21 protein-coding genes and 1 riboswitch are annotated in these 22,417 nt (G+C 67.2%); of the genes, 15 read left to right on the forward strand and 6 right to left on the reverse strand.

What is annotated here, in order from left to right:
• Nucleotides 1-16 precede the first annotated feature (16 nt).
• The 4 genes from I6H87_RS24935 to I6H87_RS24950 are packed head-to-tail and all read left to right on the forward strand — an operon-like array spanning nucleotide 17 to nucleotide 4,278.
• Nucleotides 17-1,354, forward strand: a complete 1,338-nt coding sequence (locus I6H87_RS24935; protein ID WP_011617083.1) for an MFS transporter — start codon at nucleotides 17-19, stop codon at nucleotides 1,352-1,354.
• Nucleotides 1,351-2,301, forward strand: a complete 951-nt coding sequence (locus I6H87_RS24940) for an amidohydrolase family protein (RefSeq protein WP_011617084.1) — start codon at nucleotides 1,351-1,353, stop codon at nucleotides 2,299-2,301. Before I6H87_RS24935 ends, I6H87_RS24940 begins: the two co-directional genes overlap by 4 nt.
• 57 nt (nucleotides 2,302-2,358) lie before the next feature.
• Nucleotides 2,359-3,348, forward strand: a complete 990-nt coding sequence (locus I6H87_RS24945; RefSeq protein WP_011617085.1) for a LysR family transcriptional regulator — start codon at nucleotides 2,359-2,361, stop codon at nucleotides 3,346-3,348.
• A gap of 36 nt (nucleotides 3,349-3,384) precedes the next feature.
• Nucleotides 3,385-4,278 (forward strand): helix-turn-helix domain-containing protein, encoded by an 894-nt coding sequence (locus tag I6H87_RS24950; RefSeq protein WP_041688388.1) that lies wholly within the window; start codon nucleotides 3,385-3,387, stop codon nucleotides 4,276-4,278.
• On the opposite strand, the gene I6H87_RS24955 is transcribed toward I6H87_RS24950, so the two are convergent.
• A complete protein-coding gene (locus I6H87_RS24955; protein ID WP_041688076.1) occupies nucleotides 4,253-4,792 on the reverse strand; it encodes an acyloxyacyl hydrolase in 540 nt (179 codons plus the stop codon). The genes I6H87_RS24950 and I6H87_RS24955 overlap by 26 nt on opposite strands.
• A gap of 344 nt (nucleotides 4,793-5,136) precedes the next feature.
• Nucleotides 5,137-5,295, forward strand: a riboswitch (FMN riboswitch).
• A 172-nt stretch (nucleotides 5,296-5,467) separates the two neighbouring features.
• Between I6H87_RS24955 and ribB the strand changes: the two genes are divergently transcribed.
• From ribB to I6H87_RS24975, 4 genes are all read left to right on the forward strand, one after another.
• On the forward strand, nucleotides 5,468-6,151 hold the full coding sequence (gene ribB / locus I6H87_RS24960; protein ID WP_155737100.1) for a 3,4-dihydroxy-2-butanone-4-phosphate synthase: 684 nt from the start codon (nucleotides 5,468-5,470) through the stop codon (nucleotides 6,149-6,151).
• Between the two features lie 104 nt (nucleotides 6,152-6,255).
• The gene (locus I6H87_RS24965; RefSeq protein WP_011617089.1) at nucleotides 6,256-6,843 is read left to right on the forward strand and encodes a surface-adhesin E family protein; all 588 of its coding nucleotides are present in this window, start codon (nucleotides 6,256-6,258) and stop codon (nucleotides 6,841-6,843) included.
• A 175-nt stretch (nucleotides 6,844-7,018) separates the two neighbouring features.
• Entirely contained in the window at nucleotides 7,019-7,252 is a 234-nt protein-coding gene (locus tag I6H87_RS24970; RefSeq protein WP_011617090.1) for a hypothetical protein, read from the forward strand.
• Nucleotides 7,253-7,612: 360 nt separating this feature from the next.
• Nucleotides 7,613-9,355, forward strand: a complete 1,743-nt coding sequence (locus I6H87_RS24975; RefSeq protein ID WP_011617091.1) for a mechanosensitive ion channel family protein — start codon at nucleotides 7,613-7,615, stop codon at nucleotides 9,353-9,355.
• 29 nt (nucleotides 9,356-9,384) lie between these two features.
• Here the strand turns inward: I6H87_RS24975 and I6H87_RS24980 are convergent, their stop codons facing one another.
• The gene (locus I6H87_RS24980) at nucleotides 9,385-9,816 is read right to left on the reverse strand and encodes an RT0821/Lpp0805 family surface protein (RefSeq protein WP_010814158.1); all 432 of its coding nucleotides are present in this window, start codon (nucleotides 9,814-9,816) and stop codon (nucleotides 9,385-9,387) included.
• A 202-nt stretch (nucleotides 9,817-10,018) separates the two neighbouring features.
• On the opposite strand from I6H87_RS24980, the gene I6H87_RS24985 reads away from it, so the two are divergent.
• The 3 genes from I6H87_RS24985 (at nucleotide 10,019) to mdoH (ending at nucleotide 14,941) form a co-directional block, all read left to right on the forward strand.
• Nucleotides 10,019-10,390 carry a hypothetical protein gene (locus I6H87_RS24985; protein ID WP_010814159.1) on the forward strand — a complete coding sequence of 124 codons (372 nt, stop codon included), beginning with the start codon at nucleotides 10,019-10,021 and terminating at the stop codon, nucleotides 10,388-10,390.
• Between the two features lie 367 nt (nucleotides 10,391-10,757).
• Nucleotides 10,758-12,356 (forward strand): glucan biosynthesis protein G, encoded by a 1,599-nt coding sequence (locus I6H87_RS24990; protein ID WP_037025456.1) that lies wholly within the window; start codon nucleotides 10,758-10,760, stop codon nucleotides 12,354-12,356.
• The gene (gene mdoH, locus I6H87_RS24995) at nucleotides 12,329-14,941 is read left to right on the forward strand and encodes a glucans biosynthesis glucosyltransferase MdoH (RefSeq protein WP_081225829.1); all 2,613 of its coding nucleotides are present in this window, start codon (nucleotides 12,329-12,331) and stop codon (nucleotides 14,939-14,941) included. The genes I6H87_RS24990 and mdoH overlap by 28 nt, the downstream gene beginning before the upstream one ends.
• A gap of 106 nt (nucleotides 14,942-15,047) precedes the next feature.
• Here mdoH and I6H87_RS25000 read toward each other — a convergent pair whose 3' ends face one another.
• Nucleotides 15,048-15,635: a hypothetical protein gene (locus tag I6H87_RS25000; RefSeq protein WP_037025453.1), complete on the reverse strand. Its 588-nt coding sequence runs from the start codon at nucleotides 15,633-15,635 to the stop codon at nucleotides 15,048-15,050.
• Nucleotides 15,636-16,028: 393 nt separating this feature from the next.
• Between I6H87_RS25000 and I6H87_RS25005 the strand changes: the two genes are divergently transcribed.
• Nucleotides 16,029-17,234, forward strand: coding sequence for a Bcr/CflA family multidrug efflux MFS transporter (locus I6H87_RS25005; RefSeq protein ID WP_010814163.1), 1,206 nt, complete (start codon nucleotides 16,029-16,031; stop codon nucleotides 17,232-17,234).
• 19 nt (nucleotides 17,235-17,253) lie between these two features.
• On the opposite strand, the gene I6H87_RS25010 is transcribed toward I6H87_RS25005, so the two are convergent.
• Together I6H87_RS25010 and I6H87_RS25015 are read right to left on the reverse strand one after the other, a co-directional pair.
• Nucleotides 17,254-18,108, reverse strand: a complete 855-nt coding sequence (locus I6H87_RS25010) for a mechanosensitive ion channel family protein (protein ID WP_010814164.1) — start codon at nucleotides 18,106-18,108, stop codon at nucleotides 17,254-17,256.
• 213 nt (nucleotides 18,109-18,321) lie between these two features.
• Complete coding sequence (locus tag I6H87_RS25015; protein WP_010814165.1) at nucleotides 18,322-19,524, reverse strand: ammonium transporter; 1,203 nt, start codon at nucleotides 19,522-19,524, stop codon at nucleotides 18,322-18,324.
• A gap of 509 nt (nucleotides 19,525-20,033) precedes the next feature.
• Here I6H87_RS25015 and I6H87_RS25020 point away from each other — a divergent pair.
• The 3 genes from I6H87_RS25020 to I6H87_RS25030 all read left to right on the forward strand — a co-directional run bounded on the left by I6H87_RS25020 (nucleotide 20,034) and on the right by I6H87_RS25030 (nucleotide 21,505).
• Entirely contained in the window at nucleotides 20,034-20,315 is a 282-nt protein-coding gene (locus I6H87_RS25020) for an HU family DNA-binding protein (RefSeq protein WP_010814166.1), read from the forward strand.
• A 210-nt stretch (nucleotides 20,316-20,525) separates the two neighbouring features.
• Nucleotides 20,526-21,011, forward strand: a complete 486-nt coding sequence (locus I6H87_RS25025) for an acyl-CoA thioesterase (protein ID WP_010814167.1) — start codon at nucleotides 20,526-20,528, stop codon at nucleotides 21,009-21,011.
• Nucleotides 21,012-21,022: 11 nt separating this feature from the next.
• Nucleotides 21,023-21,505 carry a CreA family protein gene (locus I6H87_RS25030; protein WP_010814168.1) on the forward strand — a complete coding sequence of 161 codons (483 nt, stop codon included), beginning with the start codon at nucleotides 21,023-21,025 and terminating at the stop codon, nucleotides 21,503-21,505.
• Between the two features lie 32 nt (nucleotides 21,506-21,537).
• Here I6H87_RS25030 and I6H87_RS25035 read toward each other — a convergent pair whose 3' ends face one another.
• Nucleotides 21,538-22,380: an acid phosphatase gene (locus I6H87_RS25035; RefSeq protein WP_231881501.1), complete on the reverse strand. Its 843-nt coding sequence runs from the start codon at nucleotides 22,378-22,380 to the stop codon at nucleotides 21,538-21,540.
• Nucleotides 22,381-22,417: the final 37 nt, after the last annotated feature.

The following is a 22,417-nucleotide window of genomic DNA, read 5'->3' on the forward strand; positions in this document are numbered from 1 at the left end:
CATACGGAGACAGAGTATGAAAGGCTTGGACCAAGCCGGCGCCGGCACGTCGGTCGCCATCGATGCGACACCACTCACCGGTGCCGCCAGCATTCCAGCCCAGCGCTGGTGGCGCATCATCCCGCCGATCCTGATGGTCTGCATCGTCTCGTACATGGATCGCGTCAATATCGCCTTCGCGATGCCGGGGGGGATGGGCGATGCGCTCGGTATCGGCGCCAGCATGGCCGGCCTGGCCGGCGGCATCTTCTTTGTCGGCTATCTGTTCCTGCAGATTCCCGGCGGCAAGCTGGCCGTGCGCGGCAGCGGGCGCAATTTCATCGCCTGGTCGATGCTGGCCTGGGCCGTCATTTCCGTGCTGACCGGCCTGGTGCGCAACGAGACCGAACTGCTGATTCTGCGCTTTGCGCTGGGGGTGGCCGAGGGCGGCATGCTGCCGGTGGTGCTGACCATGGTCGGCAACTGGTTTCCCGACCACGAACGCGGACGCGCCAACGCCCTGGTGATCCTGTTCGTGCCGATCGCCGGCGTCATCACCGCGCCGCTGTCGGGCCTGGTAATCGCGGCGCTCGACTGGCGCTGGCTGTTTATCGTGGAAGGCCTGATTTCGCTGGCCTGCCTCGGCGTGTGGTGGAAGCTGGCCTGTGACCGGCCGGAGCAGGCGCGCTGGATTTCCGCCGAAGAGAAGGCTTATCTGCTGGCCCGCCTGCGCGAGGAAGAGCAGCAGGCAGCCGCCGCTGGCGCAAGCGTGGGGCAGGGCGCGGCCGACACGCGGGCGGTATTGGCGCACATCCTGTCGCAGGACGTGATCTGGCGCCTGATCGCCGTCAATTTTCTCTACCAGATGGGGATCTACGGGTACACGCTGTGGCTGCCCACCATCCTGAGGGGCCTGACCGGAGGCGGCATGGGGCAGGTCGGCATGCTGGCCGTGCTGCCGTACCTGGGCACCATGGCCGGCATCCTCGCGATCTCCTCGCTGTCCGACCGCACCGGCCGGCGCAAGGACTTCGTGGTCTGGCCGCTGCTGGGTTTCGCCGCCTGCCTGGCCGGTTCGGTCTGGTGGCACGACAATACCTGGCTGTCCTATGGCCTGCTGGTCGGCAGCGGCTTCTTCCTGCAGTCCGCGGCGGGGGTCTTCTGGACCCTGCCGCCACGGCTGCTGGCCGCCGAGCACGCGGGCGTGGCGCGCGGCGTGATTAATGCGCTGGGCAACCTGGGCGGATTCTGCGGTCCCTATGCCGCGGGCGTGCTGATCGAGCGCGTCAGCGCGGGCGCCGGTGTCTACCTGCTGGTCGCCGCGCTGGTGATGGCCGGCGCCCTGGCCGCCACGCTGCCGAGGCGGTGCCGATGAGCAGCGTAACAACTGCCGCGCTGCCCGCAGGCCTGGCCATCGTCGACGCCCACCACCACCTGTGGCAACTCGGGCGCGGCCGCTATCCCTGGCTGCAGGACGAATACCGGCCACAGAGCTTCTTTCTCGGCGATTACCAGGCCCTGCGCAGCGATTACCTTGAGGCGCAGTACGCGCATGACACTAGCGCCGTCACAGTGCTGGCCACTGTGCACGTAGAGGCCGAACGCGACCGCCGCGAAGCCGTCGACGAGACCGCGTGGCTGCACGGCCAGGCCTGGCGCCCCGGCATGGCTGCCGCGGTGGTGGCCTACGCGCCGTTCGGCACTCCAGGATGCGCGGAGCTGCTGGCGCGCCAGGCCGGTTTCGCGCGGGTCAGGGGGATCCGGTGCAAACCGCTGACAGCCGCGGCGCAGGGCGAGTCAGTGGCAGGGCGGCCCGGGTCGATGCAGGACCAGGCCTGGCTGGACGACCTGGCGCGGCTGGAGCGCCATGGCTTGTCGTGGGACCTGCGGGTACCGTTCTGGCATTTGCGCGAGGCGGCGCGGGTGGCGGCCGCCTTGCCGGGCGTGCCGATCGCGCTCAATCACGCGGGCCTGCCACTGGACCGCTCGAAGGAGGGCCTGGCCAGTTGGCGCGCCGGCATGGAGGCGTTGGCCGCCTGCGCCAATGTGTCGGTCAAGCTGTCGGAGTTCGGGCTGGCCGGCGGGCGCTGGGATGCGCAGGGCAACCGCGGCATCGTGCGCGAGGTGCTGGCGATATTCGGGCATGAGCGGGCGATGTTCGGCAGCAACCTGCCAGTGTCGGGCCTGAGCGCGGACTTGGGCACGATCCTCGGCACGGTGTGCGAGGCGCTGCCGGATCCCGTCGCCAGGCAGCGCGTGCTGGCTGGCAATGCGGCCAGGTTCTATCGGATCAATGTTCCAAGGCCGTCCGAGCTGGCCTAGAACCAGCGGCAGGCACAAGCATGCTATAAGTCCTATCTTCGCCGCAGCCCGGCCACCATGCCAGACCTCCCAGCCACCCTCTCCAGTGCCGCCACCCTGCGCAAACGCTTGCATATGCGGCATCTGCGCCTGGCCCTGGCCCTTGCCGAGCACCGCTCGCTGCGGCGCGCCGCGGCACAGATGGCGCTGTCCCAGCCAGCCGTCACCAAGGCATTGCACGAGCTCGAGAGCGTGGTCGGCACGTTGCTGTTCACGCGGCATGCGCGCGGCATCGAGCCGACGGTGTTCGGCGAGGCGCTGATCCGCTATGCGCGCGTGGTGCTGGCCGACCTGGATGCCCTGCACGATGAATTTGCCGCCATCGCCGCGGGCGAGGTGGGCAAGGTGCGGCTCGGCTCGATCCTGGCCCCGGTGCCTTCCGTTCTGTCGGGCGTCATCAACGCGCTCAAGGCACGCTATCCGCGTTTGCATATCGTGATGCAGGTCGATACCAGCGACGTACTGGTACAGGCGCTGCGGCAGGATGCGCTGGACGTGGTGATCGGACGCATTCCCGAAGGCACGGTGGCCGACGATCTCGACTTCGAGCCACTGTTCGAAGAGTCGCTGGCCATCGTGGCGCGCGCCGGCCATCCGCAGGCAGGCAAGCGCGGCGTCAAGCTGGCTTCCCTGGCCGGCTATCCCTGGATCATCCCGCCAGCGGCGGTGCCGATGTGGCAGATCATCGACCAGACCTTCCGCGACAACCGCGTGCCGCTGCCGGAAGACATCATCGAGACTTCGTCGATCATGGGCACGCTGCCGCTGCTGGCGGATAGCGACCGCATTGCCGTCGTGCCGGGCGCGATCGCGGAGTACTTCGTCGCCCTGGGTGCGCTGGCGGTCCTGCCGGTGGCGATGCGCGGGCGGCTGGTCCCCTATGGGATTGTGCTGCGCCGGCGGCGGGCCGCGACGCCGGCCATGCGCCTGCTGATCGACGCGGTGCGCGCGGCGGGGCCCGGCGCTCCGCAGGCGATGACTGAATTGGAGCCATTACCTGCAAGGTAATGGTCATACGCCGCGGTGCATGCTGTAATGCATGCCATGGACACGCTGACCCCAGCCTCCGAGGCCACCCTCGACTTCCCCGGCCTGCTGCGCTACTGGCGCAGCAAGCGCGGCTACAGCCAGCTGGCGCTGTCGCTGGCCGCCGGGGTGTCGCAGCGCCACATCTCCTTCCTGGAATCCGGCCGCGCCCGCCCCAGCCGTGAAATGGTGCTGGCGCTGGCCGAGCGCCTGGGCGTGCCGCTGCGCCAGCGCAACCGGCTGCTGCTGGCCGGCGGCTTTGCCCCGGCCTACAGCGAACACGCGCTGGCTTCGCCGCCGCTGCAGATGGTGCAGCAGGCGATCGCGCTGATCCTGGCCAAGCAGGAGCCGTACCCGGCCGTGGTGCTGGACCGTTTCTGGAACCTGGTGGATGCCAACCCGGCCTACCGGCGCATGCTCGAGACCCTGCTGGGCGGGCGCGAGCCGGCATCGCTCACGGAAGGCAGCCACAGGATCAACCTGATGCTGACCGTGTTTGATCCGGAGGGCCTGTGGCCGGTGATCGAGAACGCGCGCCAGGTCGGGCGCTACCTGTTGCGGCGCGTGTGGCAGGAGCTGCAGGTGCAGGCCCACGACCAGACCGCGCGCGAGATCTTCGGGCGCATCGCCGCCTGGCATCCTGACATGGTCGGGCCGGGCGGCGCGCTGCTGCCCGAGGACGACGGCACCGATGGCCCGCCGGCGCCATTGCTGCCGGTGGTGCTGCATGCGGGCGCGTTCCGCGCGTCGCTGTTCTCGACCCTGACCACGCTCGGCATTCCACAGGACATCACGCTGCAGGAGCTGCGCATCGAGTGCTTCTTCCCGGCTGACGACGCCACCCGCACCTTGTTTGAAGCGCAGGCCGGGGCTGCAGCGGCCGCTGTCAGAAGCGGTAGCGCAGGTAAATGACGTGGAAGGTAGTGCCGGGATTGGGGTCCTTGATGCCGCCATTGGACAGGTGCTGGAACCGGTAGCCCGCGGCAAAGCGCCGGTCCTTGCCCACCGTCAAGCCGATCCCGGCGTACTCCGAGAACTGGAAGGCGGTGGAAATGTCGTGGTTGGCCGAGGTGTGCGTGCTGGTCAGCAGGCGCGGCCCGACCGACAGCTCGAGGAAGGGCACCCAGGTGTGGCGCCACCATGCGATCCGCACCACCGGCGAGGCACCAAACTCCCATAGGTCGTTGGGCTGGTTGTCGCTGCTGCTGCGCCAGCGCGCAATGTTGACCTCCCATTGCAGGTCGACCTGCCAGCCTTGCGGATTGCCCCACGCAAAGCCCGAATCCCACAACATGGCGACCTCCGCCTTCTGCACGTCGTGGCCATCGTCGAAGCCGTAGCCAAGCTGCACGGCAGGCGCGGCGCGTGCCGTCGCTGCCAGGCACAAGGACAGGGCAAGCAGGCCCGCGGCGACGGTGCGGCGCACCCGCTGTTGCCACGCATGTCGGCAGGGCGGGGGTGGATGGAACGAGGAACAACTCACACGGCGGTCTTGTCTGGCTTCTGGTTCGTGTCGGCGCATGGGAAGCACGGATGAAGAGGTGCTGCGTTGTTGTCCGGCAAGGCATGAGCCGGCCGCCACGGCGGGCGCTAGCTTGCACATGCGCTGCCTCCCTGCCTTATTTGTAGTACACGCGAGGCCACGTTGCGATGGTCGGATTTGTTCAAGCGTGGTCGAGCGCCCGTCCGGCGCTCTGCGTCGGGACAAAGAAAAAAATAATCGTGCTAACATTCGCGCGCCGGCGCCGGCTACAAGGCCGCGCCGGTTCGTTACGTCTTCAGGGCGGGGTGAAAGTCCCCACCGGCGGTATGCCGCGGCGCGCAGTGCGTGTCCGGCGAGCCCGCGAGCGCTCGCATTCCCGTGCGAGGTCAGCAGACCTGGTGAGAGGCCAGGGCCGACGGTCATAGTCCGGATGAAAGAAGATGGGCGGAGCTTGCCCGCGCGGCCCGGCGCCTTGCCCGAGCCTTGCGGTTCGCTGTTGCCTTGCGCCGCGCGCAGGGCGCGGCTGTTCGTGCGTGCGCTTCAGGCGCGGCGTGCGGCGCTGCAACTCCGTTGATCCTTCCCCTGGAACGCCCATTGATGCTGAACAAGGAGCGTTTCATGCCTAGCCTTTCCACCGAAGCTGTTGCACCCGAGGTGTCCGCGGATCTTGCCGCCGATGCCGCCCCCCGTTCCCTGGCCGCGCGCATCGCGCAGGCGCTGGACGCCATGCGCGAAGGCCGTCCGGTCGTGCTGCTCGACGATGACGACCGCGAGAACGAGGCCGACCTGATTCTGGCCGCGGAACGCCTGACGAATGCCAATATGGCGATGATGATCCGCGAATGCAGCGGCATCGTCTGCCTGTGCCTGACCGAGGACAAGGTGCGCAGCCTCGGCCTGCGGCCGATGGTCGAGCACAACCGCAGCCAGTATGGCACCGCCTTCACGGTATCGATCGAAGCCCGCGAAGGTGTCGGCACGGGTGTCAGCGCCGCCGACCGCATCACCACCATCCGCGCTGCCATTGCCGGGGATGCGGGCACCGATGCTGTGGTCAGCCCCGGCCATGTGTTTCCGCTGGTGGCGCGCGACGGCGGGGTGCTGGTGCGCCGCGGCCATACCGAGGGCTCGGTCGACCTGGCCCGCATGGCAGGCCTGTCACCGGCCGCGGTGCTGTGCGAGCTGATGAACCCCGACGGCACCATGGCACGCCGGCCGGAGGCGCTGGCCTTTGCCGAGATGTACCAGCTACCGGTGCTGACCATCGAGGACCTGGTGGCCTGGCGCCGCCTGCACGACTGAAAAGTCGCCGCCTGCACGCACCCCGGCATGCAAACGCGCCCGGGATGCGTGCTTCCTGTGCGACAATGCGGATCGCTTTTTCCCGTCTATATGAGGGCAATTCCATGATGTTCCGCATTTTTAGGCACGCAGCCGCGTTTGCTGGCTGCCTGCTCGGACTGGCCGCACCGCTGGCGCATGCCGAAGGCAGCGCCGCGACGGCGCCGTCCCCCGTTCCCTCCAGCACCACCCGCCCGGCTGCCGCCGCTGGCCTGTACGAGTGCCAGGTCGCTGGCACCGGCACGGTATTCCGGTCCACGCCCAGGGAAGGCTGCCGGCTGGTCGCGGCACCCGATCCCGCCGCCCCCGATCCGCAACGATGGCTTCCCCTGATGGGTGCCAACGGCGTGATTTCGTATTTCGATCAATCCACGGTGCGCCGCCAGGGCACCGAAGTCGGCGTGGTGGTGATGCGCAATTCGCCGTCGGGGGTGATCCGCACCGCCAGCGGCGAGCCGATCCGCTCGTCGCTCAAGCGCATGGTGCTGAACTGCGCCACGTCCATGTTCGCCGTGGTCGAGCAGACGCTCTACAGCAAGCGCTTTGCGCGCGGCGATTCGCTCTATACGATCCGCGCGCCGCAGTACGGCACCTTCCAGGTCGCCGGCCCCGGCACGATTGCCGGAGAGTTGCTGCGCAAGCTGTGCCGGTAAGCCTGGCGGCGAGCGGCGATCCACGGCTGCCTGTCCAGCTCCCTATCAGGGTTTGTCCCGGTCAACGGCGCGCAAACCTTCCTCGTTGATGCTGGTGACAGGGCGCGAGCCAAAAGCGCCCGTCATGGCAGGCATCCCTGCCATACCTACCCGCAGGGCAAACGAGGAGACGGAAATGAAGAAATGGATCGTCATGCTGTCGATGGCAATGTTCGGTGCGGGCGCGATGGCGCAGACGCCGGCTACTCCGGCGACGCCTGCCACCCCGGCCACGCCGGCGGCAGCGTCGACTGACAAGGCCGCGCCGGCCAAGGCAGACAGCAGCAAGGCCAAGGCCAAGAAGACCGGCAGCAAGAAGAAGAGCCACGCGCCTGCGGCCAAGGATCCGACGAAGAACAAAGGCGCCTGAGCGCGCTGATGATGGCGGCGGGCGCACGGCTCCCCGGCAAGCGGGGAGGCAGGCTGCGCCCGTGACTGCCATGCCGCCACGCAGATAATGGCCGGCCGCGCCTGCATGGCGCGGACCCGCCGTGCGCAGGACAGCCCCGCGGCACGCGTTGCGTGTCTTCCGGGGGGATAGAGCAGGGCATGTCCGGGCGGATCGCAACCAGGAGGCTTCGGCCTCCTTTTTTTCGTCCGCTGCCGCAGGGCGGCTGCCGCCGCGCCGGCTTTGCGCCTGCGCCGCCGCACGCTATGCTTGCGGGCATCGTGCCGGACCGGGCGTGGAGCCCTCGCGCCGGCGCAGGCCAACTCGGACGGGAGCGGTCTTATGGCAACGCTAGCGGTGTGGCGGCGGTGGCGGCGATTGACGGCATTCTGGATGGCGGGACTGGGCTGGGTGATAGGCACGCTGTGGATGCAAGCCAGCCTGGCTGCGCCGGCGTCCGAGCCCGCGGCCGTGCCGGCTCCGATCGCCGTGCGCAGCGGCGCTGCGGTCGAGCTGCGCCTGATGGATCGGCCCATCGCCACCATGCGCGCCGAGATCGCGGGAGCCACCCCGGCCATGCGCGTCTCGCGCGCGCAGCTGGTGTTCGACGACCTGACGGAAAGCGAACTGGCACTGCCGCTCGGGCAGGCCAGCGGCACGTTCGGCGATGCGCCGATGGTCGCCTTCCGGCTGGGCGACCGGCTCTTGTTCGCGCTGACCTCGCAAGACCTCTCCCCGGAGGATCACCTTACGCTTGAGGCTGCCGCAACGCGCACCGCGGCGGGCCTGCGCCAGGCCATTGCCGCGCGGCGCGCGCACCTGCACTGGCCCAACCTGCTGCGCGGCGCCGCGCTGAGCCTGCTTGGCCTGGCCGTGCTGGCCGCGCTGACATGGGGCGTGGCGCGAGCCGGCGTGGCCCTGCGCGCTCGCCTGCAGGTGGCACTGGAGCGCCACCTGGCGCGGCGCGTCGGCGGCCAGTTCGACTGGACCGGCGCGCTCTACCACCTGGTTGCCCGCATCGTGCAGATCCTGGCGATCGGGCTGGTGCTGGTGCTGGCCTTTGCCTGGCTGGAGTTTGCGCTCGAGCTGTTTCCGCTGACCCAGCCCATGGGCGACCGCATGGGCGCCTTTATCGTCGGCTTGCTGTCGCAGATCGCGCTGTCGATGGTGTCGTCGGTGCCGGGCCTGGTCACGGTGGCGGTGATCGTGCTGATTACCCGCGCGGTGCAGCGGCTGGTGTCGAATATCTTCAAGGCGGTGCAGAAGGGCCAGATCACGGTGCCCGGCATGCATCCGGAAACCGCGGGCGCCACGCGGCGGCTGGCGGCGGTGGTGATCTGGGCGCTGGGCTTCACCTTTGCCTACCCCTACATCCCGGGCTCGGACAGCGATGTCTTCAAGGGGCTGTCAGTGCTGCTGGGCTTCATGGTGACGCTGGGATCGGCCAACGTGGTCAACCAGCTGATGAGCGGCATGGTGGTGGTGTATTCGCGTGCGCTGCGGCGTGGCGACATGGTGTGCATCGGCGATACGGTGGGCACCGTGGCCTCGCTCGACGCCCTGTCGGTGAAGGTGATCAACCTGCGCAATGAAGAGGTGACGCTGCCCAATGCGGTGGTGGTCGGCAGTGCCATCCATAACTACACCCGGCACGGCAGCGTGCGTGATCCCCGCGTGCAGGAAGGCTGGCAGGCTGCGCTGATCTCGACTTCGGTCACGATCGGCTACGACACGCCCTGGCGGCAGGTCCATGCGATGCTGCTGGCAGCCGCCGCCGAGGCGGCGCATATTGCGCCGTCGCCGACGTCATTCGTGCTGCAGCGGGGGCTGTCCGACTTCTACGTCGAGTACGAACTGTTCTGCGCGCTGGACCATCCGCGCAATCGCTTCTACGCGCTGTCGGCACTGCACGCGGCGATCCAGGACCAGTTCAACACCCACGGGGTGCAGATCATGTCGCCGCATTTCATGGCGCAGCCGGACAAGACCGTCTACGTGCCCGGGACCAGGTGGTACGAGGAACCCGGGTCGCCGCAGGTCGATCCGGCGGCGCGGCCGCATCGCGCGCCGTCGCGCGCGGCATGAACGCCGGCGGCGCGAGCGCTCAGCGCCGCTTACTCATCGACGTGGCGCGACTTCCATTGCCCGTTGGACTGCTTGCAGAACCAGCCGCTCCAGTGCTCTTCAGCGCTGCCGCGCTTGAGGTCAGACTTCAGGCGCCGGCAGGGCTGGCCCTTGTCGGTCTTGCTTTCGACCGGCGTGATGGTGCCGTCGATCTGCTGGCGCCGCCCCGCCGCCGGGAACGTCCATTCAACCGTCTTGCCGTCGGCCGTATCGTTCAGTGCGGTGCGCACTGACTTGGCCAGCGATGCGCCTTCCTTGTCGTTGAGCGTGCCGATGATGGTGCCGCTCAGGTAGTTGTCGAAGTACGCCTGCGCCGGTGCCGCAGCGGCAAACAGCAGGGCGGCACCAAGCGCGCCAGTGACGGCGGCGCGCAGGGCAGGGCGGACAGGGCTGACGGTAGGGTCGGATGGCCGAGGCAGCATGACGATTCCTTGTGGCTTCGTGGTGGCGTTTGGGTGGCATTGTAAGCGCAATGCAGCGCCGCAGCGGCGCTGCGGTGCGGTTGACACGTGCCAGCCGCTGACCTAGCGTTGATTGTTGCCCCCGCGCTTCGCGTCGGCCGGCAGCGGCGCCTGCCGTGCGCTTTGCAAGGCAAGCGCCTTTCCCCCAGCGAGAGGAGATCCCATGAAGCTGAGCTATCTGACCATCGGCCTGGCCCTGGCCTGCGCATTCGGCACGCTGCACGCCCAGACCACGGGCAAGGCCGACAAATTCAATCCTTACACTGACGGCGCCAAGCAAGACAAGTTCAGTACCTACTCCGATGGCGCCAAGCAGGACAAATTCAGCCCGTACTCGGATGGCGCAAAAAGCGACAACGTGACTTCGCTGAACCCGGGTGCCCGCCCTGACCAGATGGAGCCGATCCAGGGCGGCGCGCAGAAATCCTTCGACTCATATAGCCAGGGTGGCATGAAGAGCGGGAAGTTCGATCCGTATTCCGAAGGCGCCAAGAGCGGCAAGTTCGATCCGTACAGCGAAGGCGCTAAAAAGTAACACCGTATTAAAAGGGCCGGCTGCCGGCCGGCCCCGATCCGCACCAGATTCTCGCAGCCGGGAGGCATTCGCCTCGCCGGAGCTTGCGGCCGCGTGATCCCGACGCCCGCAAAGCCTCGTCCGGAGCGGCTTTCAGGCAACCTGGCCAACATTTTGTTTCAAACCTTGCGTGATCGAAACGTGACTTTTGCGTCTCGAATTGTTATGGTTTATTGCGCATCGCAACAAACCGGACACAGTGCCCCGCGGGCCGTCTGCCTCGTGTCCGGGCCTCGCCACTCGGCGCCGGGCCCGTCTCTTGCTGTGTCGTCCTTCGTTCCGACTGCCGATGCCGGTCACCCCGATTCAACCGCTTACCCTGGCATACATGTCACAGATCGCCACGCCACGCCTGTCCATTCCCCATACCTTGCCCGCCGCCGGGCCGGGGGCCCGCCGCCGGGCGGCGCGGGCGGGTGTGCGGATCGCAGCCTGGCTTGGTGGCAGCGCGCTGGCGCTGTGTGCCATGGCAGCCCAGGCGTTCGATTTCGACACGGTGGCGGCGCGCGCGCGCCAGCTGGCAGCCTCGCCTTACAAGGCGCCCCCGCAGAACCTGCCGCGCGAGTTGCGCGAGCTGTCGTACGAGCGCTACCGCGAGATCGAATACAAGCCCGAGCGCTTTGCCTGGCGCGGCACGCGCGTGCCGTTCGAGCTGTCATTCTTCCACGAGGGCATGGTGTTCGACCAGCCCGTGCGCATCCATGAAGTGGTGGGCAACAGCGTGCGTGAATTCCGCTTCGACCCGTCCGCGTTCAACTACGGCCCGCACAAGGTCGATGCCGGCAAGCTCAAGGGCCTGGGCTTCGCGGGCTTCCGCATCCTGTATCCGCTGAACCAGGGCAAGCGCAAGGATGAGCTGGCGTCGTTCCTGGGCGCGAGCTATTTCCGTGCGCTGGGCAAGGACCAGTGGTACGGCTTGTCGGCACGCGGCCTGGCGGTGGACACCGCGCTCAATTCGGGCGAGGAGTTCCCGCGCTTTGTTGAGTACTGGATCGAGCGTCCCGGCCCCAATGCCAAGGAGATCACGATCTACGCGCTGATGGATTCGCGCCGCATGAGCGGCGCGTACCGTTTCACCATCAAGCCCGGCGCCGAGACCGCGATGGAGGTCAAGTCGCGCCTCTACCTGCGCGAGAACGTGACCAAGCTGGGCCTGGCGCCGCTGACCAGCATGTTCCTGTTCGGCGAGAACCAGCCGTCGCCCGCACAGGATTTCCGTCCCGAGGTGCATGACTCTGACGGCCTGTCGATCCACCTGGGCACCGGCGAATGGGTCTGGCGCCCGCTGGTCAATCCCAAGCGCTTGCTGGTCACCTCGTTCGCGGCGACCAATCCGCAGGGCTTCGGGCTGATGCAGCGCGACCGCACCTTCAACAGCTACCAGGAGATCGGATCGTGGTATGAGCGCCGGCCGAGTGGCTGGGTGCAGCCGCGAGGCAACTGGGGCTCGGGCCGGGTAGAGCTGGTGCTGATCCCGACGCCGGACGAGACCAACGACAATATCGTCGCGTACTGGGTGCCGGACAACCCGCCCAAGCCGAAGCAACCCTTCGACTATGAGTACCGGCTGCTGTGGCAGAAGGACGGCGAACAACAACCGCCGCTGTCGTGGGTGACCCAGACCCGGTTGGGGCAGGGCCAGACCCGCAACAAGGAAGACACGAGCTTTTCGCTGGTGGTGGACTTCGAAGGCCCTGCCTTCGGCAAGCTGCCGGCGAACGTGCGCATCGACCCGGTAGTTTCGGCCGATGCCAACGGTGAGCTGCTGAAAACGTCGGTGCAGCGCAATGAGGCGACCGGCGGCTGGCGCATGACCATGGTGATGCGCCGCAAGGACGAAACCAAGCCGGTTGAGTTGCGCGGCTATCTTCGCAACGGCAATACAACCCTATCCGAGACATGGAGCTACATCTTACCCCCAGGCTAAAGCAGCGACCGGCCAAGGCGGCGGCATGCGAGCGCTATGTCGACCGCCTGCCGGTATCGCCTGAAGTGCGCAGCGAACTGCTGGCAGACGGCGCGCCCGCGACGCCGGTCGCACCGGTCACGCCCGTGGCATCCGTTGCCCCCGTGATCGCCGTTACCGCCGACGGCCGCGATGCGCAGGACGCGATCACGCGCCTGCAGTCGCGCCTGGCGGCCAAGGACACGCCGCCCGCGCAAGGCGGCAGTGCCTACGCCTCTGTCGGCCGGCGTTTCACGATCGCATACGGCAATCCCCAGGTGGATGGCGCACCGCTGCTGCAGCGGCGCGAAGACGGCACCGTGAAGGTCGACACCGGCCCCGAGCCCGAGCGCAGCTCGATGGTGCCGCGCCAATGGCCGCCGCATATCGTCACCGGCTGGCTGCGCAATACCTGGCGCCGCATGCTCGGCCGCCCGCCCGTGCCCGAGACCTGGGACACGCTGCACGACGGTCCCGATGCCGAAGGCAAATGGCATCCCGCCGGCTCGCACCGACGCTGGTTCCTGCTGGGCCTGGTCGTGATCCAGACCGTGCTGGCCACCTACTTCATGAGCAACGTGCTGCCATACCACGGCGCCGATCCGCTCGAGATCGCCATCCTGGTGCTGTTCGCCGTCCTGTTCTCATGGGTGTCGGCCGGCTTCTGGACGGCAATGATGGGCTTCCTGGTGCTGGCCAAGGGCGGCGACCGCCACCTGATCTCGCGCTCGGCCGCGCCCGACGGGCCGATAGCGCCCGAGGCGCGCACCGCGATCATCATGCCGATCTGCAATGAGGACGTGACGCGCGTGTTCGCGGGGTTGCGCGCCACCTATGAATCGCTGGCGCGCACCAGCCACCTGTCCAACTTCGATTTCATCGTGCTGTCGGACAGTGGCAATCCGGACCTGCGCACCGCCGAGCATGACGCGTGGATGGAGCTGTGCCGCGCCGTCGGCGGCTTTGGCCGCATCTTCTACCGCTGGCGCCGCCACCGCGTGAAGCGCAAGACCGGCAACGTGGCCGACTTCTGCCGCCGCTGGGGCAGCAAGTACCGCTACATGGTGGTACTCGATGCCGACAGCGTGATGAGCGGCGACTGCCTGGCCACGCTGGTGCGGCTGATGGAAGCCAACCCCGGCGCGGGCATCATCCAGTCCGCACCCCTGGCAGTGGGTCGCGAGACCCTCTACGCGCGCGTGCAGCAGTTCGCCACGCGCGTGTACGGGCCGCTGTTCACGGCCGGCCTGCATTACTGGCAGCTGGGTGAATCGCACTACTGGGGCCATAACGCCATCATCCGCGTGCATCCGTTCATCGAGCACTGCGCGCTGGCGCCGTTGCCCGGCCGCGGCCCGCTGTCGGGTGAGATCCTGTCGCACGACTTTGTCGAAGCCGCGCTGATGCGCCGTGCCGGCTGGGGCGTGTGGATCGCCTACGACCTGGAAGGCTCGTACGAAGAACTGCCGCCGAACCTGCTGGACGAGGTCAAGCGCGACCGCCGCTGGTGCCAGGGCAACCTGATGAACTTCAGGCTGTGGCTCAAGCAGGGCTTCCACGTGGTGCACCGCGCGGTGTTCCTGACCGGCATCATGGCCTACCTGTCGGCGCCGTTGTGGCTGCTGTTCCTGCTGCTGTCCACGGCGATGCTGGCCAAGCACGCGCTGGTGCCGCCGGAGTACTTCACGCAGCAATACCAGCTGTTCCCGACCTGGCCCGAATGGCATCCGGAAAAAGCGCTGGCCTTGTTCTCCGCCACGGCCACGCTGCTGTTCCTGCCCAAGCTGGCCAGCGTGGTGCTGCTGCTGAAGCAGGCGCGCCGTTATGGCGGGGCGGTGCAGCTGATTGCCAGCATGCTGATCGAGGTGATGCTGTCCGCGCTGCTGGCGCCCACGCGCATGCTGTTCCACACCAAGTTCGTGATCGCCGCGTACAGCGGCTGGGGCATCTCGTGGAAGTCGCCCCCGCGCGAAGACGCCGAGACCAGCTGGGGCGAAGCATTCCGTCGCCACGGCTGGCACACCGCCCTGGGCCTGGCTTGGGGTGGCCTGGTGTACTGGCTGAACCCGTCCTACGTGCTGTGGCTGCTGCCGATCGTGGGCTCGCTGGCGCTGTCGATCCCGTTGTCGGTGATGCTGTCGCGGGTGTCGTTCGGTCGCGCCTCGCGCAATGCGGGCCTCTTCATGATCCCCGAGGAGACGCAGGTACCGCGCGAGATCGTCGAGACGCAGCAGCATGTCGAAGCCGCGGCCGAAACGCCTGACTTTGTCGATGCCGTGGTGGACCCGGTTACCAATGCGCTGATGTGCGCGACCGCCACGCCGCGCGTGGTGCAGCCGGAATCGGCACGCAAGCGCCATGAGGCCCTGGTCGAGCATGCGCTCACGCATGGCCCGCGCGCGCTGACGCCCGCGCAGAAGCATGTGCTGCTGGGCAATCCGTTTGCACTGGCACGCCTGCATGAACTGGTGTGGGGCTCGCCGCTGGCCGATGCCGGCTGGAAGGACACGCGCATCCTGGTGCGGCGCGCGGCCAACGTGCTGCCGCTGCGCCCGCGCGCTGCCTGAGCGGTACTGACCCAAACGAGAACGGCCCGCATCTGCGGGCCGTCTTTCTTTTGCGCGGGCGGCGTGCCGTGCCGCATCAATTGCAATCGATTCTTGTTTGTATTGGCTAGCGCAGCGCGGCCGTGCAGATGGGCGCGTTGATGTAGACATCGCCGATGCGGCGCTCGCCACGGTCCTTGCGCGTCATGTAGCGGAACATCAGGCTGATGCCTAGCTTGGTCAGGATCTCGACGTCGCGGTTGGCGCAGATATTGCGCTGCAGGGGCGCAGCGTAGTTGACCTCGAAGCTGGCCAGGTCCAGCATCGGCCCGCGGTAGTTGGTGAGCTCCAGCTGGAACAGCACATGCTTGCCGGGGATCGACTGGCAGCGGCGCAGCCGCGTTTCTCCGTCGATTTCGATTGGCAGGGCGTCGTTGAGCTGGCGGCAGGCGCGTGCCAGCACGTTGTCGGGCCGCGTGGTGTTGCGCAGCAATTCAGGCACGCCGGCGGCGCCGGTGTTCTGGCCAGTGGCAGCGCCCTTGAGCATGCGTGACAGCGGGTCGGCCTCATCGATCGCTGGGGCCGGCGCCGAGGCGGCGACATTGCGCGCCTGCGCCGGCGCGGCGTTGCCGGGCTGGGGCAGAGGCAACAGCAGCGCAGCCGCGAGTGCGGCCGGGCCTAGCGAAGCGGAAAGCGGCGTGTGTCGTATTCTCATGCAGGCTAACGTTGCCGGGACCGATACTGTCGTCCGTCTCTGCGTGGCCGACGGTGTGGCTTGCGCCGACAGGCTGGCATTGTACCCTCCACCTTGCCACAGGTGAAAGCCGCGCCACCCCGCAAGGGCATCCGCAGCGCCGGATTCGCGCTGCCGTGATCGCAAATGACCTGACACCACTATTCACCAATAGCGCCAACTTCGCCAGCATCATCGAACCCGACCTTGGCGGGGCAGTTTTTCTGAACGACTGTTTCAAAACCGGCTACGCCAGTGCCGTACCGCTTTCGTTATGCTGTGCAACAATTGCGTCTTTTCACGGGTTGCAGGCGCGGGCTGCGGCGCAAGCAGGCTGGCCGTGCATGACAACGCCGTTCCCCCCGGATACTTCCCATGCTCCGTTCCACCAGCGCTGCCTCGGCCGCGCGCTTTCCTGCCTGGCTGCTGATCTGCGGTTCGCTGATGGCGATCGCGCCGTTGTCGATCGACATGTACCTGCCGAGTTTTCCGTCGCTGGCCGGCGATCTCGGCGTGGACATCGGCCAGGTGCAGCTGACCCTCGGCACATTCCTGGTGGGGCTGGCGCTGGGGCAGGCGTTCTATGGGCCGTTCAGCGACCGCTTCGGGCGCAAGCCACCGCTCTATGTCGGCCTGTGCCTCTACGTGGCCGCCGCGGTGGGCTGCGCGCTGGCACGCAGCGTGGAGTCGCTGATGCTGTGGCGCTTCCTGCAGGCGCTGGGCGGCTGCGCCGGCATGGTGATGGCACGCGCGGTGATCCGCGACCGGCTTGAGGCGCATGAGTCGGCGCGCGCCTTCTCGTCGCTGATGCTGGTGATGGGGGTTGCGCCGATTCTGGCACCGATCGTCGGCGGCGCCATTCTCTCGGTGTCGGGCTGGCGCGCGATCTTCTGGGTGCTGGCGGTGGCAGGGATGCTGATCCTGCTGCTGGTACACCTGCGCATGGAGGAATCGCTGGACCGGCGCCATGCGGCGCCGCTGAGGCTCGGCACGGTGGCGAAAAGCTACGCCGAGCTGCTGCGGGATCGCGAATTCCTCGGCTATTCGCTGTCTGCGGGTTTCGGCTCGGCGGGCATGTTCGCGTATATCTCCGGCTCGCCGTTCGTGCTGATCGAGCTGCACGGCATTGCGCCGTCGCACTACGGTTTTGTGTTCGGTGCCAATGCGCTGGGCCTGATCACGATGTCGCAGCTCAACGCCAGGCTGGTGCGCGGCCGCTCGCTCGATCAGGTGCTCGGGGGCGCGCTGCTGGCTGCCTGTGCGGCGGGCCTGGCGCTGGCTGTTGCCGCGCTTGCAGGCGTGGCGGTGCTGCCGGTGCTGCTGGCGGGCTTTTTCGTCTTTATCGGCGCGCTCGGCTGCGTATCGCCGAATGCGTCGGCACTGGCGCTCGCCCATCAGGGCCATCGCGCCGGCACGGCTTCGGCGCTGATGGGCACGCTGCAGTTTTCACTCGGGACGCTGGGCGGCGCGGCAGTCAGCCTGTGGCGCGACGGCACCGCGCTGCCGCTGGGCGTGGTGATGGCAGCCTGCGGCGCGGGCGCGGTGCTGATGCGATACTACGGGCGCTCAGGCCCCCGCTGATACCGTCTGCGAGCCGTCGTCAGGCAGCCTGTTGCGCGGCGGCCTGCTGCGCCAAAGCCTGCTGCACCACCACCATCTGCGCCGGCATTGGTGCGGCATAGCCGGCCTGGCCGAAGCTCTCGCGGATGATGCGGTTGGTATCGAAATAGACTTGCCAGTAGTGGTCGTTGTGGCAGTACGGGCGCACCGCCAGCACCGGGCCGACCAGCGTGAACTCCAGGATCTCGACATCGACCGGGGGCTCGGCCAGCACGTTGGGGATCTCCGCGATGCGGGCCTTCAGCAGCGCTGCCGCATGGGCGGTGTCGGTGCTGCCGGCAAGCTGCGCTTTCAGTTCCACGCGCCGGTACGGGTTGGCCGTGAAGTTCTGGATGGTATCGCTGAAGATCTTGTTGTTGCCGACCACGGTCTGCACATTGTCCGGTGTGTCGAGCGAGGTCGCGAACAGGCCGATCTCGCGCACCGTGCCGGTCACGCCGCCGATCGTCACGAAGTCTCCCACCTTGAACGGGCGCAGCACCACCAGGAACGCACCGGCAGCGAAGTTCGCCATCAACCCCGACCAGGCCATGCCGATGGCCACGCCAGCGGCGGCGATCAGTGCGGCGAAGGTCGTGGTCTGGATGCCGAAGTAGCCAAGGATGCCGATCACCAGCACCACGTTCAGCGTCACGGTGACGATCGAGCCGACATAGCGCAGCAGCGTGGGATCGACCTTCTGCTTGCCGAGCGCGTTCTGCACCATGCGCACGACAAAGTGGATCAGCCAGCGGCCGATGACCCAGAAGGCAAGGGCTGCCAGGATCTTGACCCCGAATTCTGTCGCGTAGGTGACGACCAAGGCCTTGAGGTTATCGAAGGTAGTGGCATCCATCGGCGTAGTCCTTTCATGTTGGTGTCCGGCCGGCCGCCGGCACAACATCCCCCGATTCAGCCGGCAGCAATGTGCTAGCCCTGCGCGCTGTTGCGGCGCAATACATGGGCACGGCAATTATTGAGACGCCGTACCGGAAGTGCAAGCAAATTATTGTTAAGACAAGCTGCCTTGCGCAGCTTGTCAATTTAAATCAGGACGGCCCGCACGCCATTACCAGTTGGTTTCCCGTTCCGGCGTTGCCGAAATCCGGTGCAAGGTCAGGTCCGCTCCGTTGAATTCGCCTTCGGCATCGAGCCGGATGCCCACCAGCTTCTTCAGCGCGCCATATACCAGGGTGCCCCCGGCCAGCGCCACCACGATGCCAAGCACGGTGCCGATCGCCTGCGCGCCCAGCGACACACCGCCCAACCCGCCCAGCGTCCTGGCCCCGAAGATGCCCGCGGCAATGCCGCCCCAGGCGCCGCACAGCCCGTGCAGAGGCCACACGCCGAGCACGTCATCGATATGCCATTTGTTCTGCGCCAGCGTGAACATATAGACAAAGAGCGCGCCGGCCACCGCGCCGGTGATCAGCGCGCCGAGCGGGTGCATCAGGTCCGAGCCAGCGCACACCGCCACCAGTCCGGCCAGCGGCCCGTTGTAGGCAAAGCCCGGGTCGTTGCGTCCGGCCGCCCAGGCCGCCAGCGTGCCGCCGGCCATTGCCATCAGCGAGTTGATTGCCACCAGGCCGCTGACCTTGTCGACCGTCTGCGCGCTCATGACGTTGAAGCCGAACCAGCCCACCGCCAGCACCCAGGCGCCTAGCGCCAGGAACGGGATGTTTGAGGGCGGATGGGCGCTGATGCGGCCGTCCTTCTGGTAGCGCCCGCGCCGTGCGCCCAGCAGCAGCACCGCGGGCAGCGCGATCCAGCCGCCCAGCGCATGCACCACCACCGAGCCGGCGAAGTCATGGAATGGCGCGCCGGCCACGCGCGTAATCCAGTCCTGCACACCATAGCGCTGGTTCCAGGCGATGCCTTCGAAGAACGGATAGACAAAACCTACCAGCACGAAGGTGGCGACCAGTTGCGGGTTGAAGCGTGAACGCTCGGCAATACCGCCCGAGATAATCGCAGGAATGGCCGCGGCAAATGTCGCCAGGAAAAAGAACTTGACCAGTTCGTAACCGTTTTTCTGCGCCAGCGTTTCGGCCCCGGACATGAATTGCACGCCGTAGGCAATGGTGTAGCCGATAAAGAAATAGGCGATGGTCGAAACTGCAAAATCCACCAGGATCTTTACCAGTGCGTTGACCTGGTTCTTCTTGCGCACCGTGCCCAGTTCCAGGAAGGCGAAGCCGGCGTGCATGGCCAGCACCATGATGGCGCCTAGCAGTATAAACAGGGCGTCGGTGCCGGTCTTCCAGTCGTCCATAGTGACCTCATGCTCAAAATGGGAGCGTGAGTACGCAAAAAGCATTCCAGCAACGGCCGCATCCTGGTGCCATGTGCACCTTGTCGGGTAAAACCGCACCGGAATGCCGCGCGCAGGCAGGGGCGGGCGCTGCTGGTAGCGTTGCCGCTGGCATCGCCGTGATAGTGCAGATGCGCCAAAATGGCGCGAAACGGCGGCGCGGGCTGAACCGTTATGGTGCGGCGCCCCATTTGTGGGAATCTATCCTATGCTGCTGGTTTGCCCCACGCGCGGGCCGGTCTGGCGTTGCCGCGCTGCGGGACGGCCCGGCAAAGCCGGCTTCTGGCAAGCGGGAAAAGCGTGGAAAATTGCCCGCTAACCGGCCTCAATCAAGGATTTGCGGGTTTTTTTGTCGCATTGGTGCCACTGGGGATTGCTCTACGCGCGACGGGCAGATTAGACTGCGCCGATCGATGGCTTTGCCGCGAGGCACGCACATCGGTGACGACGACCAACAAGGGAAATCAGCCATGAATAAAGGTGAACTGGTATCGGCCATCGCCGCGGAAGCAGAACTGAGCAATGCCGCCGCCGAGCGCGCGCTCAACGCAGCGCTGGACAGTATCAAGAAGGCAGTGGCAAAGGGCGATTCGGTGACGCTGGTGGGCTTTGGCAGCTTCAGCGCCGGCAAACGCGCCGCCCGCACCGGCCGCAATCCGCGCACCGGTGAAACCATCAAGATCCCGGCCGCCAAGACGGTCAAGTTCTCTGCCGGGCAGGGTTTCAAGGACGCGGTGAACAAGAAGAAGTAAGCAGTTTGCGTCCACAGCGTGAAAAGCGGCCTTGCAGGCCGCTTTTTTGTTGCCTGGCACGGCCACGCCTGCCGGTACCGGGCTGCAGCCGGCAACGGCGGGCACGATCCGGGTTAAACTGCCGGCGCCAGCGTTCCGGCGTGCAGTCAGGCAATGCCGCCGTCGCAGGTTCGCCCCAGAAATCCCGCCCCCGCAATCCGTACCCGCATCATGAACGATCTGTCCCACCAGCTTTCCATGACCGTGCTGATGACGCCGGACATGGCCAACTTCTCCGGCAACGTCCACGGCGGCACCATCCTCAAGTACCTGGACATGGTTGCCTATGCGTGCGCCAGCCGCTACGCCGGCCGCTACGTGGTAACGCTGTCGGTCGACCAGGTGGTGTTTCGCCAGCCGATCCACGTGGGCGAGCTGGTGACCTTCCTGGCCTCGGTCAACTTCACCGGCCGCAGCTCGATGGAAATCGGCATCAAGGTGGTGACGGAAAATATCCGCAGCAAGCTGGTGCGCCATACCAACAGCTGCTACTTCACCATGGTGGCCGTGGACGACAACGGCACGCCGGCCGAGGTGCCGCCGCTGGAGCCGCGCGACGAGGTGGAGCGCCAGCGCTTTGCCGCCGCCCAGCAGCGCCGCGCGCTGCGCCAGGAAATGGAAAAGCGCCACGACGACATCAAGTCGTCGGTGACCTGAATACCCCCGCCATGAAGCGCTACTGCAATCGCATCCGCACGGTCCTGGCCGTCGTCTGTCTGACGGCCGCCTCGGGCGCCCACGCCGAGGAGATCGGCAGCGTCAGTACCAATTTCCGCATGACCGGCTCCGACAAGGTCGTGATCGAAGCCTATGACGACCCCCAGGTGGACGGCGTGACCTGCTATGTGTCGCGCGCCCGCACGGGCGGCATCAAGGGCCAGCTGGGCATGGCCGAAGACCCGCCGGAGGCATCGATCGCCTGCCGGCAGGTGGCCACGATTGCCTTCAAGGGGCCGATCCGGCAACAGGACAACGTCTTCTCCGAACGCATGTCGATCCTGTTCAAGGCCCTGCATGTCGTGCGCGCGGTCGACCGCAAGCGCAATACGCTGGTGTACCTGACGTACTCCGACCGCATTGTCAGCGGCAGCCCGCAGAACAGCGTCACCGCCGTGCCGGTGCCGGCCGGCACGGTTATCCCGGTGAAGTAACCCTGCAGCAGCCGGCCCCGGCACCTGGTGGATCAGGGCGCCAGCGCCGCGCTCTCCGCCTGGCAGTCGCGCGACGGGCGCGCGCCGCTGGCGCGTGCCGCCGCCACTTCGCGGCGGGCGCGGTCCAGGTCGGCGCGGAAGGTGGGGTCGGCATGCAGCCGCGCCACCGTTGCCGCGGCCATCATGCGGCCCTCGTTGACATCGCTTTGCCAGTGCACGTTGCAGACCACGCGGCTCTGGCCGAACGCGCGCCCGCGCGCCAGGATGTCATTGGCGCGTTCCGGCTCGACCTCAGCCAGGATCAGCGCCCAGGCCCAGCCGATGGCGCTGTGGCCGGACGGGTACGAACCGTCCTTTTCCAGCTTGGCGGTCTCGGCCGGCGTGCACATCTGGGTCTTGTTGGCAACGAAGGGGCGTGTGCGCTTGTAGTGGTCCTTGGCCTTGTAGGTGGACAGGCCGGCATCGACCAGGCTGCGGCGCAGCAGGATGTTCAGGTACGGCGTTTCTTTCTCGCTGACCGGCACGCCCAGCGCGCAGGAGAATGCGCTGGCGGCCTGCGGGAACGTCAACACGGCATCCTCGCCAGCCACTTGCCAGCGCGGTGAACCGCGCAGCGTCCCGGCCTGCCGCGCGGCATCCTCATCCAGCGCCAGCGCTGCCGAGCCCTGCGCCGGCGGCGCGGGCAGCAGCTTCAGGCTGTCCGGGCGCGCGTCGGTAGCCAGGTAGCCGGCAGGCACGCCCGGGCGCAGTTCCGGCACCGCGGACAGGTTGGTGCCGCCGGCGGCGCAGCCAGCCACCAGGGCGGCGAGTGCCACCGCGATAGTTGCCCGCACCGGGGCGGACGGGGAGTGGTCACGCTTTGCTTGTTCCGTCAATTTGTCGTTCCTTGTTGTTCTTGTCGAGTCGGCGCTC

Origin of the sequence: Cupriavidus necator, assembly GCF_016127575.1 — a bacterium.
GTDB classification, from domain to species: Bacteria; Pseudomonadota; Gammaproteobacteria; order Burkholderiales; family Burkholderiaceae; genus Cupriavidus; species Cupriavidus necator_D.